Here is a 20483-nt window from a genome sequence, read left to right on the forward strand (position 1 = left end):
ATGCTGAATTATGGATGCTGAATTATGGATGCTGAATTATGGATGCTGAATTATGAATTGGGGGCGGGAAGATAATGCTTGAAGGTCAGCCTTGCTAGGGTCGGTCTTTTTAGTTAAAAACAAGGTGATATATAGACTGAGGAGAGTATATTTGGTGAGTTTGACTTTCCTTTCGCCGCTGCTAATACCTCTACTGCCCCGATGATTGTTTACGGTACCAATGGCTCGCTCGTGCGCACCGAGCCAGCTCCGGGCGTGACTTGTCCGGCCTGCTCCAATGCTGAGCAGATGAAGTTCAGTGTATTTAGCCGCTACGCCCACGTGTACTGGATTCCGTTGGCGCCCTATACCAAGCCCACCGTGGCCGAATGCCACCACTGCCGCAACTCCTGGGAGCTGGGCGAGCTGCCAGCCGAGGCGGAGCCGCAGGTACGCCAGGCCATGCAGGCCCTCAAAAAGGAAACCTCGTCGCCGTGGTGGCAGTGGTTGGGGCTGGTGCTCCTGGCGCTGGGCATCGGCTGGGGCACGGTAGCCAACTCGCTCGACGAGAAAGACAATGTCGCCTACCTCGCCGCTCCCCACGCCGGCGATATTTACACCATCCGGGATGAGGATGCCTCCGACCAGTATTCCCTGCTGAAAGTGATAAGCGCTCAGGGCAACACCGTGGAGCTAGTGGCCAATGAGTATACCATAAATGATGCTCATCCGCTGGCCAAACTCAACTCCCCCGAAAAGTTCGAGAAGGAGCCTTTCTCACTCACTCAGCTCGACCTGCTGACTATGAAGAACAAGGGCGTAATTACGGACGTGGACCGGCTGGATGAGTAAGCAACGCTGAGTAAATAACCGAGCCCCAGCGGGGAGGTATAGTGATAGCAAACGGCCAAGAAGGTCGATGCAGCTCGATCGGGGCGACACTCGGCAGATGCGCGTCACCGGCTTTAGAAACATGATTTCAGTTCACCGTAGAAACTCGTCAAGGCGCTGGCCCACAAGAGCTGGCGCCGGACCTGCGGAATCTGGCTGTGGGCAGCTACTTCAATCAACTCGCGCGTCTTCTCTTCGTGTCGGCATTTGTAGCCGCCAACTACTCTGCCTTCGCTGCTGGTACTGCGGCCACTATCTGCACCATATCACCCACCCGAATCACGCCGCCCTGCACGATGCGGGCCGTGATGCCGCCGTGGCCGCGCATGGCGTTGTAGCCGCCGGGGCCTAGCTCTTCTTCCATGCGGGAGCAAGGGTGGCACTCGCCCGTAATTTCGAGCACCACTTCCTGGCCGATGCGCACCTGCCGGTTTTTGAGAGCTAGTAGGTTCAGGCCGCTTACTACTAGGTTGCGCCGCAGGCGGCCCGGCTCCACTGGCTCCGCCAGCCCCAGAAAGCCTGCCACTGCCGCCAGGTGCTCGTGCTGAATGAGCGTGACTTGCCGCTTGCCGCCAGCCTTCACGCGGGCATGGTCGCCGCGCAGGTGCCGGTCGGTTTCGACGGAAGCCTCGGGCACCGCCAGTAGTGGTTCGCGGCGCTGGGGGCGCAGGCCTATCCACTCCAAGCGGCCGGTCTGGGGCAGGGTGGCGAGCATCTGGGCTATTTTCGATTTGTCGTCGCCGAAGAAGGGAAAAGGCATGGGGGATGTGCTGATGTGCTGATTTTTTGATGTGCTGATGTGGTTACATCTTGGCCTTCCAACGCAGGCAGGTCAGCTCAAATTCAAGTGAGAAAAGATAAAAGTGAATTACTAGGCGCCGGGAGCATCAACTTTTGTGAGCTACTAATGCTATGAAATGGTTGTGACCGGACGGTTTTAACCGCCTAGCAGGTTGCCTTCCCCAATCTGCTTAGCGACCAGGTAGGCGGCGCCGGCCGCCAAGGCGCCAATGGCGGCCATGCGCAGGGCTCCAGCTACGGGCGGCTGACCGGTGAGGCGGCTTTTGAAGTAGCCGAATACGAGCAGGCAGAGCAGCGTAATGGCTGCGGACCAGGCCAATCCTTCCGCGGGTGTAGACGTGAAAAAGTAGGCGCTCAGGGGAATAAGTCCACCCACGGCGTAAGCAATGCTGATGGTAGCGGCGCTTTTGGGTGCCTGGCGCGGGTCGGGCTTTTCGAGGCCTAGCTCGTACTTCATCATGAAACGCACCCACTGGTCGGGGTCGGCGGTGAGTTCCTCTACGGCACGGGCGCGGGTGGCTTCCGAGAGGCCGATTTCTGCCAGCAGCTCATCTACCTCGGCGCGCTCTACGTGCGGCACTTCGCGCACTTCGCGGTACTCGCGGGCCAGCTCGGCGTCGTAGTGCTCCACCTCAGTGCGGCCGGCCAGATAGCCACCCAGTCCCATCGCAATGGAGCCGGCCACAATTTCCGCCAGCCCCGCCGTAATCACCAGCCCCGACGACTGGACGGCCCCGCTCAGGCCAGCGGCCAGCGCGAACGGGACGGTAAGTCCATCGGAGAGGCCGATGACAATATCCTGGAGCATGGCAGAGCTGGTCAGGTGGTCTTCGGGGTGCGGGTGTTGATGTGCCATAGGAAGTAAATATAGCCTATCCGTTAACCTGGGACTTACTTATGCGTACTGAAAGCAGAATGCCGCCCAATAAGTGGTCCGGCTTCAATTCTCCGACCATATCCGATTTGTTGCTCATGGCCAAAGCTCCTGCCAAGAAACCCGCCGCCGCGCTCGAAGTTGCGGTGGCCGCCCCCAAAGCTCCGGCTGTCCGCAAGGCAGTACCTGCTTCCGCCAACGGAAAATCTGCTCCTAACGCCAGCTTGCAGCCCATCCTGAACCAGCAGTTCAACGCACCGACGCCGTTACAGAAGTACGGTACCGTATCGCAGCGCCTGCCCATTGGCCTGGATGAGAAAACGCGCCAGCAAAGCGTCAACAATCTTAACCAGATGCTGGCCGACACCATCACGTTGCGCGACCTGTACAAAAAGCACCACTGGCAGGTAGTAGGGCCAACGTTTTATCAGCTGCACTTACTCTACGACAAGCATTATGAAGAGCAAAGCACCCTCGTCGACTCCATCGCGGAGCGGATTCAGGTGCTTGGTGGCGTGGCCGTCGCCATGGCCCACGACGTAGCAGAACTGACCTCGATTCCGCGGCCGCCCCGCGACCGGGAAGAAGCCCCCGTGCAAGTATCGCGGCTACTGGAAGCGCACCAGATTCTGCTCAAGAAAAGCCACGAGTACGCCAAAGAAGCCGCCGACAGCGGCGACGATGGCACCAACGACCTATTGGTAAGTGAAGTAATGCGCACCAACGAGTTGCAAGTGTGGTTCGTGTCGGAGCACGTGGTAGACACGCCACTGGCCCGCGCAGAATAGCGCTACATCAAGCATTCCATTCGAACCGGCCCTGTTTTCCTTGGAAAGCAGGGCCGGTTTTTTATAGCCTTGTGCAACTAGGCTAGTGCGGTTTGTGGCGGGCCTGTTCTTTGGTGATGTGGTTTTCCTCGGCCTCTTCCACGCTGTGGGTTCGTCCCAGGCTACGATCTTGCCGGGCTTTTTCGGCCAGAATATCGAAGTAGCGGTGCAGCAAGTGGATTTCTGCCTCCGAGAAATCCTGGGCGTTGATGAGGCGGTTGCTAGCGCCTTTGTGGGCCGCAATCAACTCGTTTAATTTGAGGTGCAGCACCAGTGAATCCTTGTTCTGCGCGCGCTGAATCAGAAATACCATTAGAAACGTGACGATAGTGGTACCGGTGTTAATGACCAACTGCCAGGTTTCGGAGTAGTGAAAAAGAGGACCAGTAGATGCCCAGGCCAGCACGGTACCCAGGGCCAGGCAAAAAGCCAGCGTAGAACCCGACCAAGCCGTAACTCGCTCGGCGAAGCGGCCAAATAAGTTGGAACGAGCAGAGGCAGTCGGCAGAAAACTATTCATGACGTAGGTAGATGAGTCGAAAAACGGCCAGTCCGCTTCCGCACGGAAAGATATTTTGATTTTAGCACTTGGTGGTTTCTGGCTGAATCTGAGCACGCAACGGTCTGTTGCGGCCATTATAGAAGCTTCCTGCCACAAAAAATACCCGCGTGGGCTTGCACTGCCCGGCGTCAGTGGCTACTTTTGTCCCCACTTCGCCGCCTCAGCGAAGTCGAAAGCTCCGGCTTTTGCTTGAACAAGGGAGTGCTTGCCGTCATCTGCGCACGTGGTGAAACTGGTAGACACGCCATCTTGAGGGGGTGGTGCCTTCGGGTGTGGGAGTTCGAATCTCCCCGCGCGCACTCTAATAAAAGCCCGCTTCAGTTCAACTGAAGCGGGCTTTTAGTTTTGGATTATGAGTGAAATCAGAAATTACCCGTTTCGCTCAAATGGATTAGCCGGCACCACCAATACCACCTTCTCGCGCTCTACTAGCACCTGACCGGGCAAGGCGCCCTTGGGCTTGCGCACGAATTTCTTGGGCGTCACGGTAACTGGGCAAAGCGAATCGTGCTGGCGGCGCGAGTACCAGGCCGCGAGCTGGGCGGCATGCTCCACCACAGGCTCCGGTACGGTTTGGCCTGCCCGGTGCCGAATCACGACGTGCGAGCCGCTCACGTCCTTGGCGTGCAGCCATAGGTCTTCTTTGTGAGCGTAGCGTTGCGTGAGCAGGTCGTTGTTTTGAGCGTTGCGGCCTACCAGAATAGTAAAGCCGTGGTCCTCGAATACCTTAAAGGGTAATTCAGTGGCTGCTTTGGCTTTGGTTTCGGGTTCCAGTTGGTGCTGTTTACGCCATTGGCGCAGAGTGCGCAGGTCGGCGGGTAGGGCATCCAGTTCCTCCAGTCGCTCCATACACCAGAGAGCTTCCGTTTCGCGGCGTTCGGCTCGTTCGGCTAGCTGCTTGGTTTCTATTTGCTGATTCTTGGCCTTGCGATAGAGGTTCTGAGCGGTGCGTTGCGGCGTTTCGGTGGGCTTGAGCTTGATGATGCGCGGCTGGTTGTCCTGGTAGAAATCCACGACTTCTACTTGCACGGCCCCAGCCAGAATCTGGCTCAAGTGGGCCATGATGAGGTCGGCGGTTTGGCGGTAGCCGGCGGTGTGCTCCAGCGCGTGCAGGCGGGTACGGGCCAGGCTGGCACTGGTGGCGGCTTCGTCGGCGCGGCGCTCCAGCAACTGCCGTAGCTGCCGCAGCTCCATCTCGTGAGCGCGGCGGCTCAGGGCCAGCGGTACAAAAGCACGCAATGCAGCAATAGGGTCGGCCGCGGGTAAGGTGCGTTCCACTTCGCCTACGGGCAGTAAACTCAGCCGCGTGCGGCCTTCTACGGTTGTGAGGTAGAACTCGGTGGGGGTTTCCAGCTGCGCCAAGACATCCTGCACCAACTGCTCTTTGCGCTCCTGCGGGGCCGGGTCGTAGCCGTGGGCGCGCAGGTAGCGGGCTGGCAAGTCGGCGAGGGCGGGGTAGCGCTTGAGCGGGTTGGCCTCATCCCCCCGGCCCCCTTCTCCTTCAGAGAAGGGGAAGCCAGACGACTCTTTCGTACTAGATTCTAGAGTTAGTCGCCCCTTTCCTGGGGGATAATGTGCATCAAGTATTTGCGGGGCTAGGGGTTGAGGCGCCGGCAGCGGCTGAATCTCCGCATCGGCGGTGTAGCGCTGATGAAACAATTCGGCAGGAGCATCATCAGATAGCCGGAAAATAGCGTTGGGGCGCGGGCCATAGAGCTTCAGCAGCAGCGTGGCGCCGCTGCGAAAACGGAATTGCAGCACCCGGTCTTGGGGCAGTACGCTTACTTCCGAAACTTCCTGACCCAGCAGGTCCGGCAGCAGATCTACGGAGTTGGCGCGGGCGCGGTGGAAGGATTCGGGCAGTGCTAGTGCTGGGAAGGTTGCTGAGAGCTGGGCTTTCAACCAGAACTCGGCGGTGCCATTGGTCAGGCCAACAACCAACTCGTCTTTCTCCTGCGAAAAGCACGTCACCGCTTTGTAGCCGGCCAACTGACGGGTCAGGGCAGGGGCCAGTTGGCGCAGGAAGTAGTAGTTGTTGTGCATGAGTTATAGTGTCTGCCTACTATAAAGCCGTTCCGGCGGAAGGTACACCGAACTCTCAGGCGTAGCACCTAATTAAGAAGAATATTTACAGGAATTGTTAGGGTCTCTTGAGAAGCGGCAGGGCTAAACAAGAAGGATTTGATAGCCTGTTTTATGGCCTTATCCAAAGCGTTGATATACTCCGGTGGGTACGAACTCTCCTCCAAAGAAAAGTGCTTACTGAGTAAGACTGGTGCCTGAATAGTGCCATCACTATTCACGGTAAACTGATAGAGGAATTGGGCTTTACTTAACACATCCAGAGACTCAATATTAGACGAGTGGATACGCTGGGTTAAAAGATTCACGAATCGAGCGGCTTCTACTGCCTGGCCCACCGAATCTGAGTTATGCCAGAACCTAGACAGAATCTTTGGCTGGGCTTTAGTAGAATTGTATGGTGTAGTGACACGGTGCCCAACAACTAATGGCGAGCTAGGACTTGTGTATACAGCACCAGTTGATTTTTGGGCTTGGAGCGTCCCTGCCGAGAACAGTAGGATAAGAAGCAAAGCAAATGAAGGGAAGCTCATAACTTCTTATGCTACTATGTGTGGCTGAAAAACAAACGCCTCTCACATCTCCAGCCGCAACCCATCATACGCCAGCCGGATAAAGTCCGGCAGGGTAGCTTCAACATCGCGGTGGCGGCCCAGCAGGTGGCTGATGTGGGTGAGGTAAGCGCGGCGCGGGGCTAGTTCCTCCAGCACGGCTACGGCCTCCAATAAGGAGAAATGGGAAATGTGCTTTTCCTGCCGCAAGGCGTTCAATACAATTACTTCGGAGCCGCGCATAAGGTCCAGCGAAGCTGAAGAAAGGTGGTTAGCATCCGTCACGTAGGTGAAACCGCCCACCCGAAACCCTAGCACCGGCAGCTTGTAGTGCAGCGCCCGGATCGGTTGGAACTGCACGCCTTGCACGTCGAACGGGTCGGTGTCGGTGAGGATGGGAATGGTTTGCACCTGCGGCACGCCGGGGTACTTGTGCTCGGCGAAGATGTAGGCGTACTCGCGCTTGAGCTGGTCGAGCACGCGCTGCTCCGCGTACACGGGCATGTCCTGCTGCTGCTTGAAATTGTAGGCCCGGATGTCGTCCATGCCGGCCGTGTGGTCCTTGTGTTCGTGCGTGAACACCAGCGCATCGAGGTGGTCGATTCGCTCCCGCAGGGCCTGCTGGCGGAAATCGGGCCCCGAGTCGATGACGATACTTCTGTCCTGCACCTGCAAGTGCACCGACACGCGCAGCCGCTTGTCGCGGTAATCGACGGAGCGGCACACGGCACAATGGCACCCAATCACGGGCACGCCCTGCGACGTACCCGTGCCAAGGAAGGTTATCTGCATGATTGAATGGCTAAATGGCTGAATGGTTAAATGGTTGGTCGTTCAACAAATCATGACAACGACCAACCATTTAACCATGTAGCAATTCAACCATTTACCCTACGTACTGCTTCACTACGCGCACGAGGGCGTCGAAGTCGAGGGGCTTGGGCAGGTAGTCGGTTACGCCGGCTTCGCGGAACTGCTCCATGGAATAGTTGTTGGCGTTGCCGGTGATGGCGATGATGGGAATCTTGGAAATACGCTCGTCGTGGTGGGCGCGTATTTCGCGGGTGCATTCCATGCCATCTTTCACCGGAATGTTGATGTCCATCAGCACGCAATCGACGCCCTGGCTTTCCACCTGCTTGATAACTTCTCCTCCGTTCTTAGCCGAAACGATACGGTACTTCTGGAGTTCGAGGATTTTTTTGGTCAGGTTCAGGATTACGGAGCTGTCTTCCGCAATCAGTATTGTTTTCGTGTCGCTCATTGGAGTAGAAAGAAGGAGGTGTTGGGAGGGCAAATGAAAGGTAAAGCAACGGGATTGGCAATGCTTAGCTAGGCCACACTCGTCACGGCAGGGTAGGTATTTTTGAACTGCGTGAAATAAGTCAGCAAATTCTGAAAATTGTGCTCTGTATTGGTTGTAGCGCCTCTCTTCAACTCGTGTTCCAACTGCTTGGCGCATTCGGCCAGTTCCGTCAGGCCCAGCGTGAAGCCAGTGCCTTTGAGTTGGTGCAAATGCGGCAGAATTTGCTCATAGTGACCGGCGCGCACCAATTCTTCCGCCTCGCTCAGTACCTGGCCGGCTTCCGCTTCAAACTCTTCGTAAAGCTGCGCGGCAAACTCAGCCCCGCCCAACTGCCGGAGCTGTTCCAGCACTTCCTGGTCGATGACGAGGGGCGGGAGTGTGGCTTCGGGTGCCGCTGCCGGGGCGGCCGTTTCAGTGGTGGCGGTTGGGAGTTGGGGTTCGGCCTCCTCCGGGGTGCCCGAGGCGGGGTGGCCTTCGCCGAGCCAGCGCCGCAGCACCGCGTACAGGTCCTGGCTTTTCACGGGCTTCGAGACGTAGTCGTCCATGCCTTCGCGCACGAACCGCTCGGCGTCTTCCTTCATGGAATAGGCCGTCATGGCCACGATGGGCGGGCAGGCTTTACCCAGGCGCCGCCGAATTTCCTGCATGGCCGTGAGGCCATCCATTTCGGGCATCTGGATGTCCATGAAAATCAAGTCGAAAACGGCTGAAGGCGCTGTGGCTTTGCTAATGGCTTCGAAGCCATTGTCGGCCATCTCAATGTCGCAGCCTAGCTTGTCGAGCAGGCGAGTGGCTACTTTCTGGTTGATAAGGTTGTCATCGACCAACAGCACTTTGGGCGGGGTTTGGAAGCGCGCAATGTCGGGAGCCCGCTCGCGCGAGGCCAGCCGCTCCTGTACAATTTCGGCTTCGTTGTGGGCCGCCTGGCAGCGCAGCGTAAACCAGAATGTGCTGCCGTCGCCTTCGTTCGAGAGCATGCCAATCTCGCCGCCTAGCAACTCCGCCAATTGCTTGCTGATAGCCAAGCCCAGTCCAGTGCCGCCGAAAGCCTTGGTGGGCGTGGTATCGAGCTGGGTGAAGTTGGTGAAGAGCAGTTTGGCGTTGTCTTCCGAAATACCAATGCCCGAGTCCTGCACCGCAACCCGTAGCGTGTACTCGTCGCCCTCGTGCTTGTCCGTGGACACAATGATGCTGACCGTGCCCTGCGCCGTGAACTTGATGGCGTTGGAAGTAAGGTTGCTCAGGATTTGCAAGAGGCGCGTTTCGTCCGTCACGATGAAGCGCGGCGTGCCGGGGGCAATGTGGTAGGTGAAGGTGAGACGCTTCTGCTGGGCGCGGTTCGAGAAGAGCGAATGAATCTTGTCGAGGGTGTAATGCAGGTCCATGCCCTCCACGTTGAGCTGCAACTTGCCAGCCTGGATTTTCGACAAATCCAGAATGTCGTTCAGGATGGCCAGCAGCGCGTCCGAGGACTTGCGCAGCGTATCCACGTACTCTTCCTGTTCCTCGCTGCTCACCGTTTGGTGCAGCAAGTCAATCATGCCGATGATGCCGTTCATGGGCGTGCGCAGCTCGTGGCTCATGTTGGCCAAGAACAGCGTTTTGGCTTCCAGCGCCGTTTCCGCCGACTCTTTGGCGCGGCGCAGGTCGTCCTGCATCTGCTTGAGCCCCGTAATGTCGCGGCCGATGCCTTCAGTGGCGGCGGGGCTACCTTCTTCCACCATGCGCGCATTCACGAGCACACTCACGCCGTGGCCGTCTTTGTGGCGCATGGCAATTTCAAGGTTGCGGGCCTCCCCACTGTCCAGCACGGTGCGCAGCAGGTTTTCGCGCTCCTCCGGGTGCAGGTAATAGTCATGAATGGGGGTGCCCGTCACTTCCTCCGGCGTGTAGCCCAGCATGTCCTGCACCGAGGGGCTCACCAGCGTCAGAATGCCTTTGTTATCGGTGCGGTAGTACACGTCCTGGAACGATTCGAAAATGGCGCGGAACTTCTCTTCCTGGGCCGCCAGCTCCAACTGTCCGCGCTTTTTCTCGGTGATGTCGTGGGCGATACCCGAAATTTCCTCGAACGAGCCATCGTCGAGGTAGATGGGGTTGAGGAAGATTTCGCGCCACGAATCCAGGCCGCGCGCGTCGCGCAGGCGCACCTCGAAGCGTTGCGGGTGGCCCTGAAACGCCTTGCGGTAATTCTCCACGAACAGGTCGCGAGCTTCCTTTTCCATCATGGCCAAATCGGCCTGGAACAGGTTCACGTTGGGTGTAGGATATACGCCGTTGCGGCGCAGGAAATAGGCCGCGTAGTTGCGGTTGAAGCTCGTGAGGCGCGAGTGCGTGTCCACGCTCCACATCAAGTGCGAGCCACTTTCGAAAATGGCGTTGAGGCGGGCGTTCTGCTTCTGAATCTGCACCTCGTTGCGCTTGCGCTCAATGGCCAGCGCCACTTGGTTGGAAATGAAGTGCAGGATTTCGAGGTCGGTGGGGGCGTAGGCGTCGGCCTTGTAGTAGTCCTGCACGGCAATCACGCCAATAATTCGCTCGCCAATGCTGAGCGGCGAGCAAAGCATCACCTCCGGCATCAGCCCAAACGCCGTGATGGTGCCGCTGCTAATCAGTTCCTGCAACTCGTGCCGCAGCATGTACTGCGGCCGTCCGGTCCGAATAATATACTCCGACATGCCCGACGAAAACGGCCGCGACACGGCGCCCATTTCGCCCTGCGTGTTCTGGTCGACTAAATACGCAAATTGAAGTTGTGTGCGGTTCTCGTCGCAGAGCGCGATGTAGAAATTGTTGGTTTCGATAATCTTGCTCAGCTCCCGGTGAATGGCGCCGTAGAGCGAGTGCAAATCCTTGGAGCTGATGGCCAGGTTGGCGATGCTGTAATACACCTTCTGGAGTCGCTCGGCCTTGATGCGGTCCGTGATGTCGTGCAGAATGGCGCGGGTGCTCACCGGCTCGTCGTCTTGCCAGGAACAGGAAATGGAGCCGATTAAGTGGACTGGCTTGCCGGTTTTGGTGAGGAACACCGTTTCCAGCTTGTTCACTTTTTCGCCCTTGTACAGGTTGCGCAGCTGGTAGAGCAGCTTGGCTTTGTAATAGGGGTGCACCACGTCCGAGAGCGTCAGATTGGGCAGGTCTTCGTCTTCGTAGCCGAGTTTTTCCTTCCAGGCCTTGTTCACGAAGAGCAGCCGGTTGTCGATGCTCAGGTTCTGAATGAGGTCGTGGGCATTGTCGAGGAAGTCTTGGAGGCGGTTGCGGTTGTCGGTGAGGGCGCGGGCCGCCACGTGGCGCTCCGTGAAGTCGCGCCCCACCACGAAAATGCCCGTAATCTGGCCATCGGGAGCATAAGCAAATTCGGCGTGCCAGTACACCATGCGCGCCTGCCCGCTTTTCGTGAGCAGCGCGCGCTCGTAGAACTCTTCTAGTCGGCCATCTTCGATGCAATCCAGATACCCTTGGTGGAGCCTAGCCCGCTCGCCCGGCGGTATAAACAGCTCGTTGTACTGCTGGCCAATGACTTCCTCCCGCGTATACTCCGTGAACTCCAAAAAGAAGTCGTTGACATCCTGGATAATGCCAGTCCGGTCGAGCAGCACGTAGCTGAGCGTGGTACGGGAAAGCAGGTCGCGCAGCTGCCGCTGGGTGTGGTCGAGTACACGCTGCTGCGCTTGCCGCTCCTGCGCCTGCAAGCTCTGCGTGGAGTCGCGCAGGATGAGCTGCACCCGCACCAGGCCATCGGGCAGAGTAAGACGGTGCAGCGTGGCCCAGGCCGTGAGGGGGCGCTGGGCGGCGTAGCGGCCGTGCCACCAGCGCGAAACCGGCTCGCCGGTACGGGCCGTGTGCTGCACGGCTTCGCGCAGGCCATCTTCATTCAGCCATTGTTCGTGGTGGGCCGAAGCGGGAGGCGCGACGGCCAGCGCCATGAGGCCAGTGGCGCGCAGACCGGCCACGGTGGTGCCGAGCAGGCGCTGGGCCGTCTGGTTGCCGTCAAGAAGGGTGCCTTGCTCATCATAGAGCAGCAGGGCATCGTAGGCCTCCTCGAACAGCGCGCGGTAGAAGTCGGTTGGTGGAGCCACGGCCGCAGAAGCCAGTGGGGCAGCAGATTGGGGCATCGGAGAGGGCAGCAGCTAGTGGCGGAGCGAACAAAGAAAGTCCCGCCGAGGCCAGGTTTAACAGTTAAATTTGTCGAAAATATCCCAAATCTCCGCGCTTTTTACTCCGCCGGCCTCGGCTAAGTAGCTCGGTCGCCCCTATGCCCGCCCCGCGCCTACTCTTTACCGTCACCACCGACCTCAACTACGACCAGCGGATGCAACGCATTTGCGGCTCGCTGGCCCACGCCGGGTACGACGTGCTGCTAGTAGGGCGGGAGTGGGCTACGTCGCGGCCACTTACCGAGCAGCCGTACGGCCAGCACCGGCTACGCTGCCACTTCCAGCGAGGCAAACTGTTCTACCTAGAGTTCAACTTGCGCTTGCTGCTGTACCTGCTCACGCAACGCGCCGCCGCCTGGTGCGCCATCGACCTCGATACGGCGCTGCCCGTGTGGTTGCGGGCGAGGTTGGGTGGTCAACCTTTCGTGTACGATGCGCACGAGCTGTTTACGGAAGTGCCGGAAGTGGTGGCCCGGCCGTCGGTGCAGCGCATTTGGCGCCGAGTGGAACAGTTTATCGTGCCCCGCGCCCAACTGGCGTATACCGTTGGTCCGGCGCTGGCGCGGGTGTTTGAGGCCCGCTACGGTCGGCCGTTTGCGGTTATCCGCAATATCAGTCGGCTCACGGAGGAAATCTTGCCGCCGGCTCCGGCCGCGGCACCGCCGGCTGGCTACATTCTGTACCAAGGCGCGCTGAACGCCGGCCGGGGCTTGGAGCCGTTGCTGGAGGCCATGCCGGCAGTAGCGGGCCGCTTGGTGATTTGCGGGGAAGGCGACTTGTCGGAAGCATTGCGGGCACAAGCAGCGGCGCTCGGGCTGTTGGCCAGTGGCAAAGTGGAATTTCGCGGCTTCGTGCTGCCCCATGACTTGCGCGAAGTGACCCGCCACGCCGCACTAGGCGTAATGCTGCTCGAAAACCAAGGTCTGAGCTACTACTATTCACTGGCCAACAAGTTCTTCGACTATCTGCACGCCGGCATCCCCCAGCTCGTTGTGGATTTTCCCGAGTATAGCGCCCTCAACGAGCAATACGACGTGGCTGAAATGGTGCCCGACCTGCAACCCGCCACCTTAGCTGCCGCCCTCAACCGCCTCCTGCGCGACGACCCGGCCCGCTACCAGCACCTCGCCGAAAACTGCCGCCGCGCCCGCCCCGCCCTAAGCTGGCAGCATGAAGAAATGAAGTTGTTGGCGTTGTATAAGGAGGTTGTGAGGTTGTAGGTGACAGGTAACACGTGACAAGTGACAGGTGAGGAGGTGGCGAGCCTGTAGTTGAGCCCCAGCGGGGCGGCATGGTGGTAGTTCTTGTGTGTACCTACGGTTTCAGAGCCCCATCGGGGCGGCACTTGGCAACGCAGGTGTCGCCCCGATGGGGCTTGAAATACATTTTACGGTCGTTATTTCTACCGATATGCCGCCCCGCTGGGGCTCGGTTCCCAACTCTGCAATGTTGACGTCGGTCAATCAAGGTCCTTCGCTCCGCTCAGGATGACAGTACCTTTGTCACTTGTCACTTGTCACTTGTCACCTGTCACCTGTCACCTAAAACCACCCCAAACTACTTGTCACCTCACGACCTTCTCACCTCCGTCGAGCTACACGAAGCGCAGCGTACGCTGCTGGTGATGGCTGGGCCTACTGCCGTGGGCAAAACGGCGTTGTGCGTGCAGTTGGCACAGCACTTGGGCACTGAAGTCGTATCGGCTGATTCGCGGCAGTTTTTTCGGGAGATGAGCATTGGGACGGCTAAGCCGACGGCGGACGAAATGCAGGGCGTGCCGCATCATTTCATCAACTCGCACAGCATTACGGAAGAGTACAATGCGGGCCGTTTCGAAGCCGACTGCCTGCAACTGCTGGACGAATTGTTTCAGCGTCACTCCGTCGTCGTTCTCACGGGCGGGTCGGGCCTTTACTTGCAAGCCGTGACGGATGGGCTGGATGAGCTGCCCACTGCTAACCTAGCCCTTCGGGCGCAGTTGCAGCAAGAGTTGGCGGCGCACGGGCTAGAGCCGCTGGTGGCAGAGCTAGCTCGCCTCGACCCGGTAGCTCACGCCCGCATCGACAAGCAGAACCATCAGCGGGTGCTGCGGGCCGTGGAAGTGTGCCGCGCTACCGGTCAGCCGTTCAGCAGCTTCCATACTGGCCGCCCGGCGGCCAACCGACCGTTTCGCGTGCTCAAAGTGGCTCTTACTCGGGAGCGGGAAGAACTGTATGAGCGTATCAATCAGCGTGTGGACCACATGCTGGCAGCGGGCTTGCTGGCGGAGGTAGAATCGTTGCTGCCGTATCGTCATCACAACGCGCTGCAAACTGTAGGCTACCAGGAAATCTTCGGCTACCTCGATGGTCTCTACGACTGGCCCGAGGCCGTCCGGCTGCTCAAGCGCAACACCCGCCACTACGCCAAGCGCCAGCTCACCTGGCTCCGCCGCGACGAAGAGTATCGGTGGGTGAATTTGAGTTGAATGCCTGCATTGTCATTGCGAGCAACGCGAAGCAATCCTTCCTCTCTCTGCACAAAGCTTAATTTGTAAGACCAAGCCCTTGACGTTAGGTTGCTACACTACTGCCAAGCGCTTGTCTGGTTAGGAAAACTGGTCTCAGAGAGGAAGGATTGCTTCGCGTTGCTCGCAATGACAGGGGCAATTTGTTTAACAACTTACACACTCAGAATCTCCACCATCCGCATAAAGCTCTGGTTGATGAGCTTTTTCTTGTGAATGGTGTCGCTGAAGGGTGTGTACACGAGTTTGCGGTCCACGATGCCGGCCATCACGTTGCGCATGCCGTTGAGCAGGCCTTCCACGGCCGCAATGCCAATTTGCGAGGCTAGCATCCGGTCGGCGGCAGAAGGGGCGCCGCCGCGCTGAATGTGCCCGATAATGGTAACACGGGTATCCAGCTCGGGAATGGCTTCCTTTACTTTCTGGGCCACCATGTGGGCGTTGCCTTCCTCATCACCTTCGGCCACCACCACGATGAACGAGGTTTTGGAGCGCCGCCAGCTCGATTGCAGCGAATCAATCACGGCTTCCGTCGACATCTGCGTTTCGGGAATCATTACAATTTCGGCCCCGCCGCCAATGGCGCACGGAATAGCAATGTAGCCGGAGTCGCGGCCCATCACCTCCACAAAGAAGCACCGGTCGTGCGAGTCGGCGGTGTCGCGAATTTTGTCAATGGCTTCCAGAGCCGTGTTCACGGCCGTGTCATAACCGATGGTGTAGTCGGTGCCGTACAGGTCGTTGTCGATGGTGCCGGGCGCGCCCACCGTGGGGATGCCAAACTCCTCTTCGAAAAGCGTGGCACCGGTGAACGTGCCGTTGCCACCGATAGCCACCAAGCCTTCGATACCATTATTGACGAGCTGGTCGAAAGCCTGCTGGCGGCCTTCTTTGGTCATAAATTTCTGGCTGCGGGCCGATTTGAGGATGGTGCCCCCTTTCTGAATAGTGTTGGCTACGGAAGCGGAGTCCAGCCGGACAAATTCCCCTTTTATCATGCCGCTGTAGCCCCGCATGATGCCATACACTTCGATGCCGTGATAAACGGCCGTACGTACTACGGCGCGGATGCAGGCGTTCATACCCGGCGAGTCGCCGCCGCTGGTGAAAACTGCTATACGTTTCATCATCCTCCTGTTCAAAAGTTTCTAAGGCTCACTAAGAGCCCGGAGCGGACAAAGGTGGTAAATCGACAGCGAAAAGCCACCCCGTCCGGGATTTTTTAGGCTAAAACCAAGAGGAGCGAGCTATCTGTTTTTTTCTGCCTTGCGTAAACGACCTATTGGAAACCAGCATCCCGACGAGTAACTTCCACTCGCCGCCCCCGGCCGGGCGGCTTTGCTGTTCTCTTCCCGACCCTTAAGCAACATCCCACCTATGTTTGGTTTTTTTGAAAACGAGCAAACCCGCAAGGTCAAAAGCCATATTCAGAACCTGGCCGCGCTAGCCAAAGCCGATGGCCACCTCGACGAGCGCGAAATGAAATTCATCATCGCCGTGGGTAAGAAGAATGGCATTCGAAACGCGGAGATTCAGTCCTTGGTGGCCAACAGCGCCACCAGTCGCATGGTGGTGCCCGACAATGATTCGGAGCGTTTCGACCAGATTTTTGACATGGTAGACATGATGCTGGCCGATGGCATTGTGGACGACAACGAGATGGACTTTTGCACCATCATGGCCGAAAAGCTCGGCTTTCGCAAAGACATAGTGAATCTGCTAGTCAAGCAAATTTCCCAAGGTGTGAAGGACGGCATGGACCGCGAAGACATCAAATCCGAAACCCAGCTGCTGTTGAAATCAATTAAGAATTAAGAATTGATTATTCAGGCGCCCCACAAGGAGCCATTGAACGACTAATTCCTAATTCTTCACTCCTAATTCTCCATTATCGAAGATATAGCTCGTAGTAGGGCGGCGCAGGCTTCGTCGATTTCGGCGTCGGTAATGATGAGAGGCGGAGCTAGGCGGAGTGAGTTGTCGCAGAACAGAAACCAGTCAGTGAGGATGCCTTCGTGCCAGAGCGCCTGGTCGATGATGGGCTTGAGCACCTCGAACGAGTCGAATTCTACGGCCATCAGCAGGCCGCAGCCCCGCACCGCCCGAATGGCCGGATGCACGAGCTGCCGCCGGAAGCGGGCTGCTTTTTCGGCCACGCTGGCCAGCAAATTGTCTTCCTGAATAACCCGCAACGTAGCCAGCGACGCCGCGCACGACACCGGATGCCCGCCAAACGTGGTGCAGTGGCCCAAAATAGGGTTGGTTTTGAAGCCCGCCATTATCTCCTGCGACGAAATAAAGGCCCCGATAGGCATGCCGCCACCCATACCCTTGGCGCAGACCAAAATATCGGGCTCCACCCCAAACTGCTCGAACGCCCAGAGCGTGCCGGTGCGCCCAAAGCCGCACTGAATTTCATCTAGAATAAGCAGCGCGCCCACCTCCGTGCAGCGCTGTCGTAGCGCGGGCAAGTAACCTGGCTCCGGCACCCGCACCCCCGCCTCACCCTGTACCGTTTCGATGATGACGGCGGCCGTATGCTCGGATATCAGGGCCAGATCTTCCAGGTTGTTGTAGCGCAAATGCTGGACATCGGGCAGCAGCGGGCGAAAGGAATTCTTGAAACCTTCGGAACCGGTGATGCTGAGCGCGCCGTGCGTGGAGCCGTGGTAGGCATTGAAGCAGCTGAGCAGACCCGTGCGCCCGGTGTGGCGCTTGGCTAGTTTGAGGGCGCCTTCAATGGCCTCGGTGCCGGAATTGGTGAAGTAAACGCTGTCGAGGTGGGGGGGAAGGGTTTCGTGCAGGGCCTGGGCCAGCAGCGCGGGTGGGGCCTGCACCAACTCGCCGTACACCATCAGGTGCAGGTATTTATCGAGCTGGGCCTGAATGGCGGCGATAACGCGCGGGTGGCGGTGCCCCACATTGCTGACGCCAATGCCGGAAATCAGGTCGAGGTAGCGCCGGCCGTCGGGAGCGTACATGTACACGCCTTCGGCCCGCTCAATCTCCAGCAGCAGCGGAAAATCGGAAGTCTGGGCCTGGTGGCGCAGGAAAAGCTGGCGGGGCGTAAGCATGCCGCAAAGGTACGGCCCACCGACGCGAAAAAGTAGCGCGGAAATCTGTTCCGCGACGAGCAAAGCGAGTATCCGGTACGAGCAGTCACGTGCAAACTTGCCGTCGGCTCGGGCCTGACTGTAGCGCGAAGCTCCAGCTTCGCGCATCGTTGAACGACGGACGTTGCAGCGGTGCGGCCGTCAGTCGTTCAACCTCAGCAACGAGGCGCGAAGCTGGAGCTTCGCGCTACTGGCTAATCGTCTAAGCCAGCCGCGGCCGGAGTGCGGTCAGGGCCGCCACGGTGGTCGGCTACGCGCCGGAGCACTTCCTTGGTAAACTGCCGCTCGGCCACGAACAGCTTGCCCACTTGGCGGATGGTAATCAGCTTCTGAAATTTATTGAAGTACTCCTTTTCCAGGTCCACTTCCTGCTGGCGCAAGGCAAGCGCCTGGGAGAGATTATCCTTGATCTGGGCGTCGGAAAGGCCGTCGGGGTCGTTGGCGCGGAGTTGGCGCATGCGGCGGTTCAGGTCGCGGCGCTTGGCCGAGAATTCGTTGTAGACGGGCCAGAACCGCTGGGCCTGATCGGGCGTGAGGGCCACCTTTTCGGTGATGTAGGCGATTTTGGCGTTTTCGAGCTGGCTCATACGGCCGCCCTGGTCGCCACTGCGTTGCGCTACGGCCGGCACGGTGGCCAGCAGGCACAGCAAAAGCAAACTGCGAAGGAAATTATGCATGGGGAAGAGTCGGAACGGGAGGGGAGGTTACAGATAGGAGTCTTCAATGGGCTGGGCGTCCAGCAAGTCCTGCAACTCATTAGGAGAGGCTTGCAGGTAGGAGTTGGGTAGCGCCTGCTCGGCGGCGGGCAGTTCGGCTAAGTCGTTGAGAGTTATCCGCTGCTCACTGGCCAGCAGATATTCCACCATGTCGGTATGGGGCACGGCAGCCAAGGTGGCCGCCGAAGACGAGCCAGATGTAAGCGGAGCATCTGGTTGGCTCAGCAGGAACGTGCCCACGAAGCCGCCCAGCACCACCGTAGTAGCCAGCGCCGTGCGCAACGGGGCCGACAGCGTCGCCAACCAGCCGGGCACCGTTGCGGGAGAAGAATCGGCTTGGACGCGCTGCATTACGCGCATGGGCAGCCGGTCGAAGTAGCCGTCCGGGGGCGGGGCCAGGGGCTGCGGCCGGCGCGGGTGCTCATCCAGACGAAAAGGAGTTTTCATGGCACTTAGAAGCGGCTGAAGCCGCAGAGTTTAAAGAGAATACCAACTAAAATGACTTTTCAGGAAATGCGTAGCACGGACTTTAGTCCGTCGCCTTGCTCTCTTCGCGCCAGGCGGGAGCAACCTAGCAACTAAGGCAACGAACTAAAGTCCGTGCCACGCGCGACATCGCCATTCGTTTCGCATTTGAAAGGTCTTTGCAGTCAAGGTTAGCGTGGATCTTCGGTGATGTACTGTTCTATTTTTTTGGCGGCGTGGTGGTAGGAAGCTTTTAGCGCGCCTACGCTGGTACCCGTTACTTCGGCCATTTGCTCGTAGGGCATTTCATCGTAGTAGCGCAGGTTGAATACGAGGCGCTGCTTGTCGGGGAGCTTGAGAATGGCTTTCTGGAGGCGCAGTTCAATATCGTCGCCGGTCAGGCTGGGGTCGGCTTCCACCTTGGCAGTTAGCTCGGCGGCTACATCGTTGAGAGGCAGGAAAAACTTGCGCCGCTTGCTTTGCAAAAAGCTGAGGCACTCGTTGGTGGCAATGCGGTAAAGCCAGGTGTAGAGCGAGGCATCTTGCCGAAAGTTCTCCAGGTGCTTCCACACTTTTACAAACACGTCCTGCGTCAGGTCGTCGGCATCATCGTGGTCGATAACCATCTTGCGCACGTGCCAATACACCTTGCTCTGATACTTGCGCACCAGCTGGTTGAAGGCCACGTTGCGCGAGGCCGGGTCTTGAAACTTGAGCAGAATGTCCTGGTCTTCCAAGCAGAAGAAGCGGGTTAGGAGCGGCGGGAAGCGGTAAGTAGCCGGTTAGAGTGCTAAGAAAAGCCGAGGTTTAATGCCAAGTATAAAAACCAGCTATAGAATCTTGCCGAGGCGTCGTCGGCGAACTTGTAATTAGGCCGGGGGCGCATTTGCTTGTGAGCCACTATGCTCACTTCGTGCTAAATGCTACTCCTACCGTCACGTTGGTGTTGTCGGTCGGTTTGCCTTCCAGCACTCGGCTCTCGAAGGTATAAGTGTAGTTGGCCGTAATGGCGAAGCGCGGCGTGAAGCGCAGAGCTAGTACGCTAAGCTGGTTTACCCGATAATCGGCGAAGCCTCGCAGGTTGGGCTGGTAGAAGGTGGTGGAATTCAGCGAAAAAACACCGTAAGAATATACCAGTTTCAGCCGCAAGGAGCTGCGCGACACCACACGGTCCGAGCCGTCCTGGAAGTAAGTCGCCTCGCGGATAAACAGATTGCTCACCGACACTTCGCGGCCCAGCGAGTCGGTATAGAAGGCCCAGCCGGGTCCGAGGCCCAGCTGAATCCGGTTGTCGATGCCGCGAAGGTTGCTGCGCTCATACGCCCCGATGCCATAGGCGCGGAAACGGCCCAGCCAGTAGTAGGGCGTGGCGTTGAACAGAAACTCCCGCTCCTTCAGCAGCCGGTCTTGCTTGCCGTAGGAAAAGCTGCCACTCACGGGTAGCCCAACATGCTTGCCCCGCGAAAACGTGACGCTATGGGCTGTAGTGAGCAAGGTCCGATTAACGCCGCCCGCCGCGTACTGCCCGGAAAGTTGGCCATTATAGGCGATGATAGTCGTATCGGCGCGTTGAGCCCGGGCTTCTATTGTAAGGCAGAAGAACACCAGGAAAATGGCCGTTGGCCGGAGAAGAAAAGACATTCAGAACAGGCA

19 protein-coding genes and 1 tRNA gene are annotated in these 20483 nt (G+C 58.4%); 6 read left to right on the top strand and 14 right to left on the bottom strand.

Annotated elements, in window-relative coordinates; translation table 11 throughout:
- Nucleotides 1-201: 201 nt before the first annotated feature.
- Nucleotides 202-831, top strand: coding sequence for a hypothetical protein (locus tag ACYSMN_RS01915; RefSeq protein ID WP_488922143.1), 630 nt, complete (start codon nucleotides 202-204; stop codon nucleotides 829-831).
- A 259-nt stretch (nucleotides 832-1090) separates the two neighbouring features.
- Here ACYSMN_RS01915 and ACYSMN_RS01920 read toward each other — a convergent pair whose 3' ends face one another.
- Together ACYSMN_RS01920 and ACYSMN_RS01925 are read right to left on the bottom strand one after the other, a co-directional pair.
- A complete protein-coding gene (locus tag ACYSMN_RS01920; protein ID WP_488922144.1) occupies nucleotides 1091-1630 on the bottom strand; it encodes an MOSC domain-containing protein in 540 nt (179 codons plus the stop codon).
- A gap of 177 nt (nucleotides 1631-1807) precedes the next feature.
- Complete coding sequence (locus ACYSMN_RS01925) at nucleotides 1808-2527, bottom strand: VIT1/CCC1 transporter family protein (RefSeq protein ID WP_488922145.1); 720 nt, start codon at nucleotides 2525-2527, stop codon at nucleotides 1808-1810.
- A gap of 116 nt (nucleotides 2528-2643) precedes the next feature.
- On the opposite strand from ACYSMN_RS01925, the gene ACYSMN_RS01930 reads away from it, so the two are divergent.
- Nucleotides 2644-3333, top strand: a complete 690-nt coding sequence (locus ACYSMN_RS01930) for a Dps family protein (RefSeq protein ID WP_488922146.1) — start codon at nucleotides 2644-2646, stop codon at nucleotides 3331-3333.
- A gap of 82 nt (nucleotides 3334-3415) precedes the next feature.
- Here the strand turns inward: ACYSMN_RS01930 and ACYSMN_RS01935 are convergent, their stop codons facing one another.
- Nucleotides 3416-3892, bottom strand: a complete 477-nt coding sequence (locus ACYSMN_RS01935) for a low affinity iron permease family protein (protein WP_488922147.1) — start codon at nucleotides 3890-3892, stop codon at nucleotides 3416-3418.
- A gap of 259 nt (nucleotides 3893-4151) precedes the next feature.
- Between ACYSMN_RS01935 and ACYSMN_RS01940 the strand changes: the two genes are divergently transcribed.
- A tRNA-Leu gene (locus tag ACYSMN_RS01940) sits at nucleotides 4152-4233 on the top strand.
- Nucleotides 4234-4303: 70 nt separating this feature from the next.
- On the opposite strand, the gene ACYSMN_RS01945 is transcribed toward ACYSMN_RS01940, so the two are convergent.
- The 5 genes from ACYSMN_RS01945 to ACYSMN_RS01965 all read right to left on the bottom strand — a co-directional run bounded on the left by ACYSMN_RS01945 (nucleotide 4304) and on the right by ACYSMN_RS01965 (nucleotide 11988).
- Complete coding sequence (locus tag ACYSMN_RS01945) at nucleotides 4304-5977, bottom strand: NFACT RNA binding domain-containing protein (RefSeq protein ID WP_488922148.1); 1674 nt, start codon at nucleotides 5975-5977, stop codon at nucleotides 4304-4306.
- A 68-nt stretch (nucleotides 5978-6045) separates the two neighbouring features.
- Nucleotides 6046-6549, bottom strand: a complete 504-nt coding sequence (locus ACYSMN_RS01950; RefSeq protein WP_488922149.1) for an energy transducer TonB — start codon at nucleotides 6547-6549, stop codon at nucleotides 6046-6048.
- A gap of 42 nt (nucleotides 6550-6591) precedes the next feature.
- Nucleotides 6592-7359: an MBL fold metallo-hydrolase gene (locus tag ACYSMN_RS01955; protein WP_488922150.1), complete on the bottom strand. Its 768-nt coding sequence runs from the start codon at nucleotides 7357-7359 to the stop codon at nucleotides 6592-6594.
- A gap of 94 nt (nucleotides 7360-7453) precedes the next feature.
- Nucleotides 7454-7831 carry a response regulator gene (locus ACYSMN_RS01960; RefSeq protein WP_488922151.1) on the bottom strand — a complete coding sequence of 126 codons (378 nt, stop codon included), beginning with the start codon at nucleotides 7829-7831 and terminating at the stop codon, nucleotides 7454-7456.
- A 68-nt stretch (nucleotides 7832-7899) separates the two neighbouring features.
- Nucleotides 7900-11988, bottom strand: coding sequence for a PAS domain S-box protein (locus ACYSMN_RS01965; protein ID WP_488922152.1), 4089 nt, complete (start codon nucleotides 11986-11988; stop codon nucleotides 7900-7902).
- Nucleotides 11989-12128: 140 nt separating this feature from the next.
- Between ACYSMN_RS01965 and ACYSMN_RS01970 the strand changes: the two genes are divergently transcribed.
- Together ACYSMN_RS01970 and miaA are read left to right on the top strand one after the other, a co-directional pair.
- A complete protein-coding gene (locus tag ACYSMN_RS01970; protein ID WP_488922153.1) occupies nucleotides 12129-13250 on the top strand; it encodes a glycosyltransferase in 1122 nt (373 codons plus the stop codon).
- 404 nt (nucleotides 13251-13654) lie between these two features.
- A complete protein-coding gene (gene miaA, locus ACYSMN_RS01975; RefSeq protein ID WP_488922168.1) occupies nucleotides 13655-14497 on the top strand; it encodes a tRNA (adenosine(37)-N6)-dimethylallyltransferase MiaA in 843 nt (280 codons plus the stop codon).
- 194 nt (nucleotides 14498-14691) lie between these two features.
- Here the strand turns inward: miaA and pfkA are convergent, their stop codons facing one another.
- Complete coding sequence (pfkA, locus tag ACYSMN_RS01980) at nucleotides 14692-15663, bottom strand: 6-phosphofructokinase (protein ID WP_488922169.1); 972 nt, start codon at nucleotides 15661-15663, stop codon at nucleotides 14692-14694.
- A gap of 250 nt (nucleotides 15664-15913) precedes the next feature.
- On the opposite strand from pfkA, the gene ACYSMN_RS01985 reads away from it, so the two are divergent.
- Nucleotides 15914-16351 carry a tellurite resistance TerB family protein gene (locus tag ACYSMN_RS01985; protein ID WP_488922154.1) on the top strand — a complete coding sequence of 146 codons (438 nt, stop codon included), beginning with the start codon at nucleotides 15914-15916 and terminating at the stop codon, nucleotides 16349-16351.
- 62 nt (nucleotides 16352-16413) lie between these two features.
- Here the strand turns inward: ACYSMN_RS01985 and ACYSMN_RS01990 are convergent, their stop codons facing one another.
- The 5 genes from ACYSMN_RS01990 to ACYSMN_RS02010 form a co-directional block, all read right to left on the bottom strand.
- Nucleotides 16414-17610, bottom strand: a complete 1197-nt coding sequence (locus ACYSMN_RS01990) for an aspartate aminotransferase family protein (RefSeq protein ID WP_488922155.1) — start codon at nucleotides 17608-17610, stop codon at nucleotides 16414-16416.
- Between the two features lie 233 nt (nucleotides 17611-17843).
- Nucleotides 17844-18326 (bottom strand): hypothetical protein, encoded by a 483-nt coding sequence (locus ACYSMN_RS01995; protein WP_488922156.1) that lies wholly within the window; start codon nucleotides 18324-18326, stop codon nucleotides 17844-17846.
- Nucleotides 18327-18353: 27 nt separating this feature from the next.
- A complete protein-coding gene (locus ACYSMN_RS02000; protein WP_488922157.1) occupies nucleotides 18354-18812 on the bottom strand; it encodes a hypothetical protein in 459 nt (152 codons plus the stop codon).
- Nucleotides 18813-19021: 209 nt separating this feature from the next.
- A complete protein-coding gene (locus ACYSMN_RS02005; RefSeq protein WP_488922158.1) occupies nucleotides 19022-19567 on the bottom strand; it encodes an RNA polymerase sigma factor in 546 nt (181 codons plus the stop codon).
- A 169-nt stretch (nucleotides 19568-19736) separates the two neighbouring features.
- The gene (locus tag ACYSMN_RS02010) at nucleotides 19737-20471 is read right to left on the bottom strand and encodes a DUF481 domain-containing protein (RefSeq protein ID WP_488922159.1); all 735 of its coding nucleotides are present in this window, start codon (nucleotides 20469-20471) and stop codon (nucleotides 19737-19739) included.
- Between the last annotated feature and the right edge of the window lie 12 nt (nucleotides 20472-20483).

Source organism: Hymenobacter sp. M1-2 (assembly GCF_057808495.1).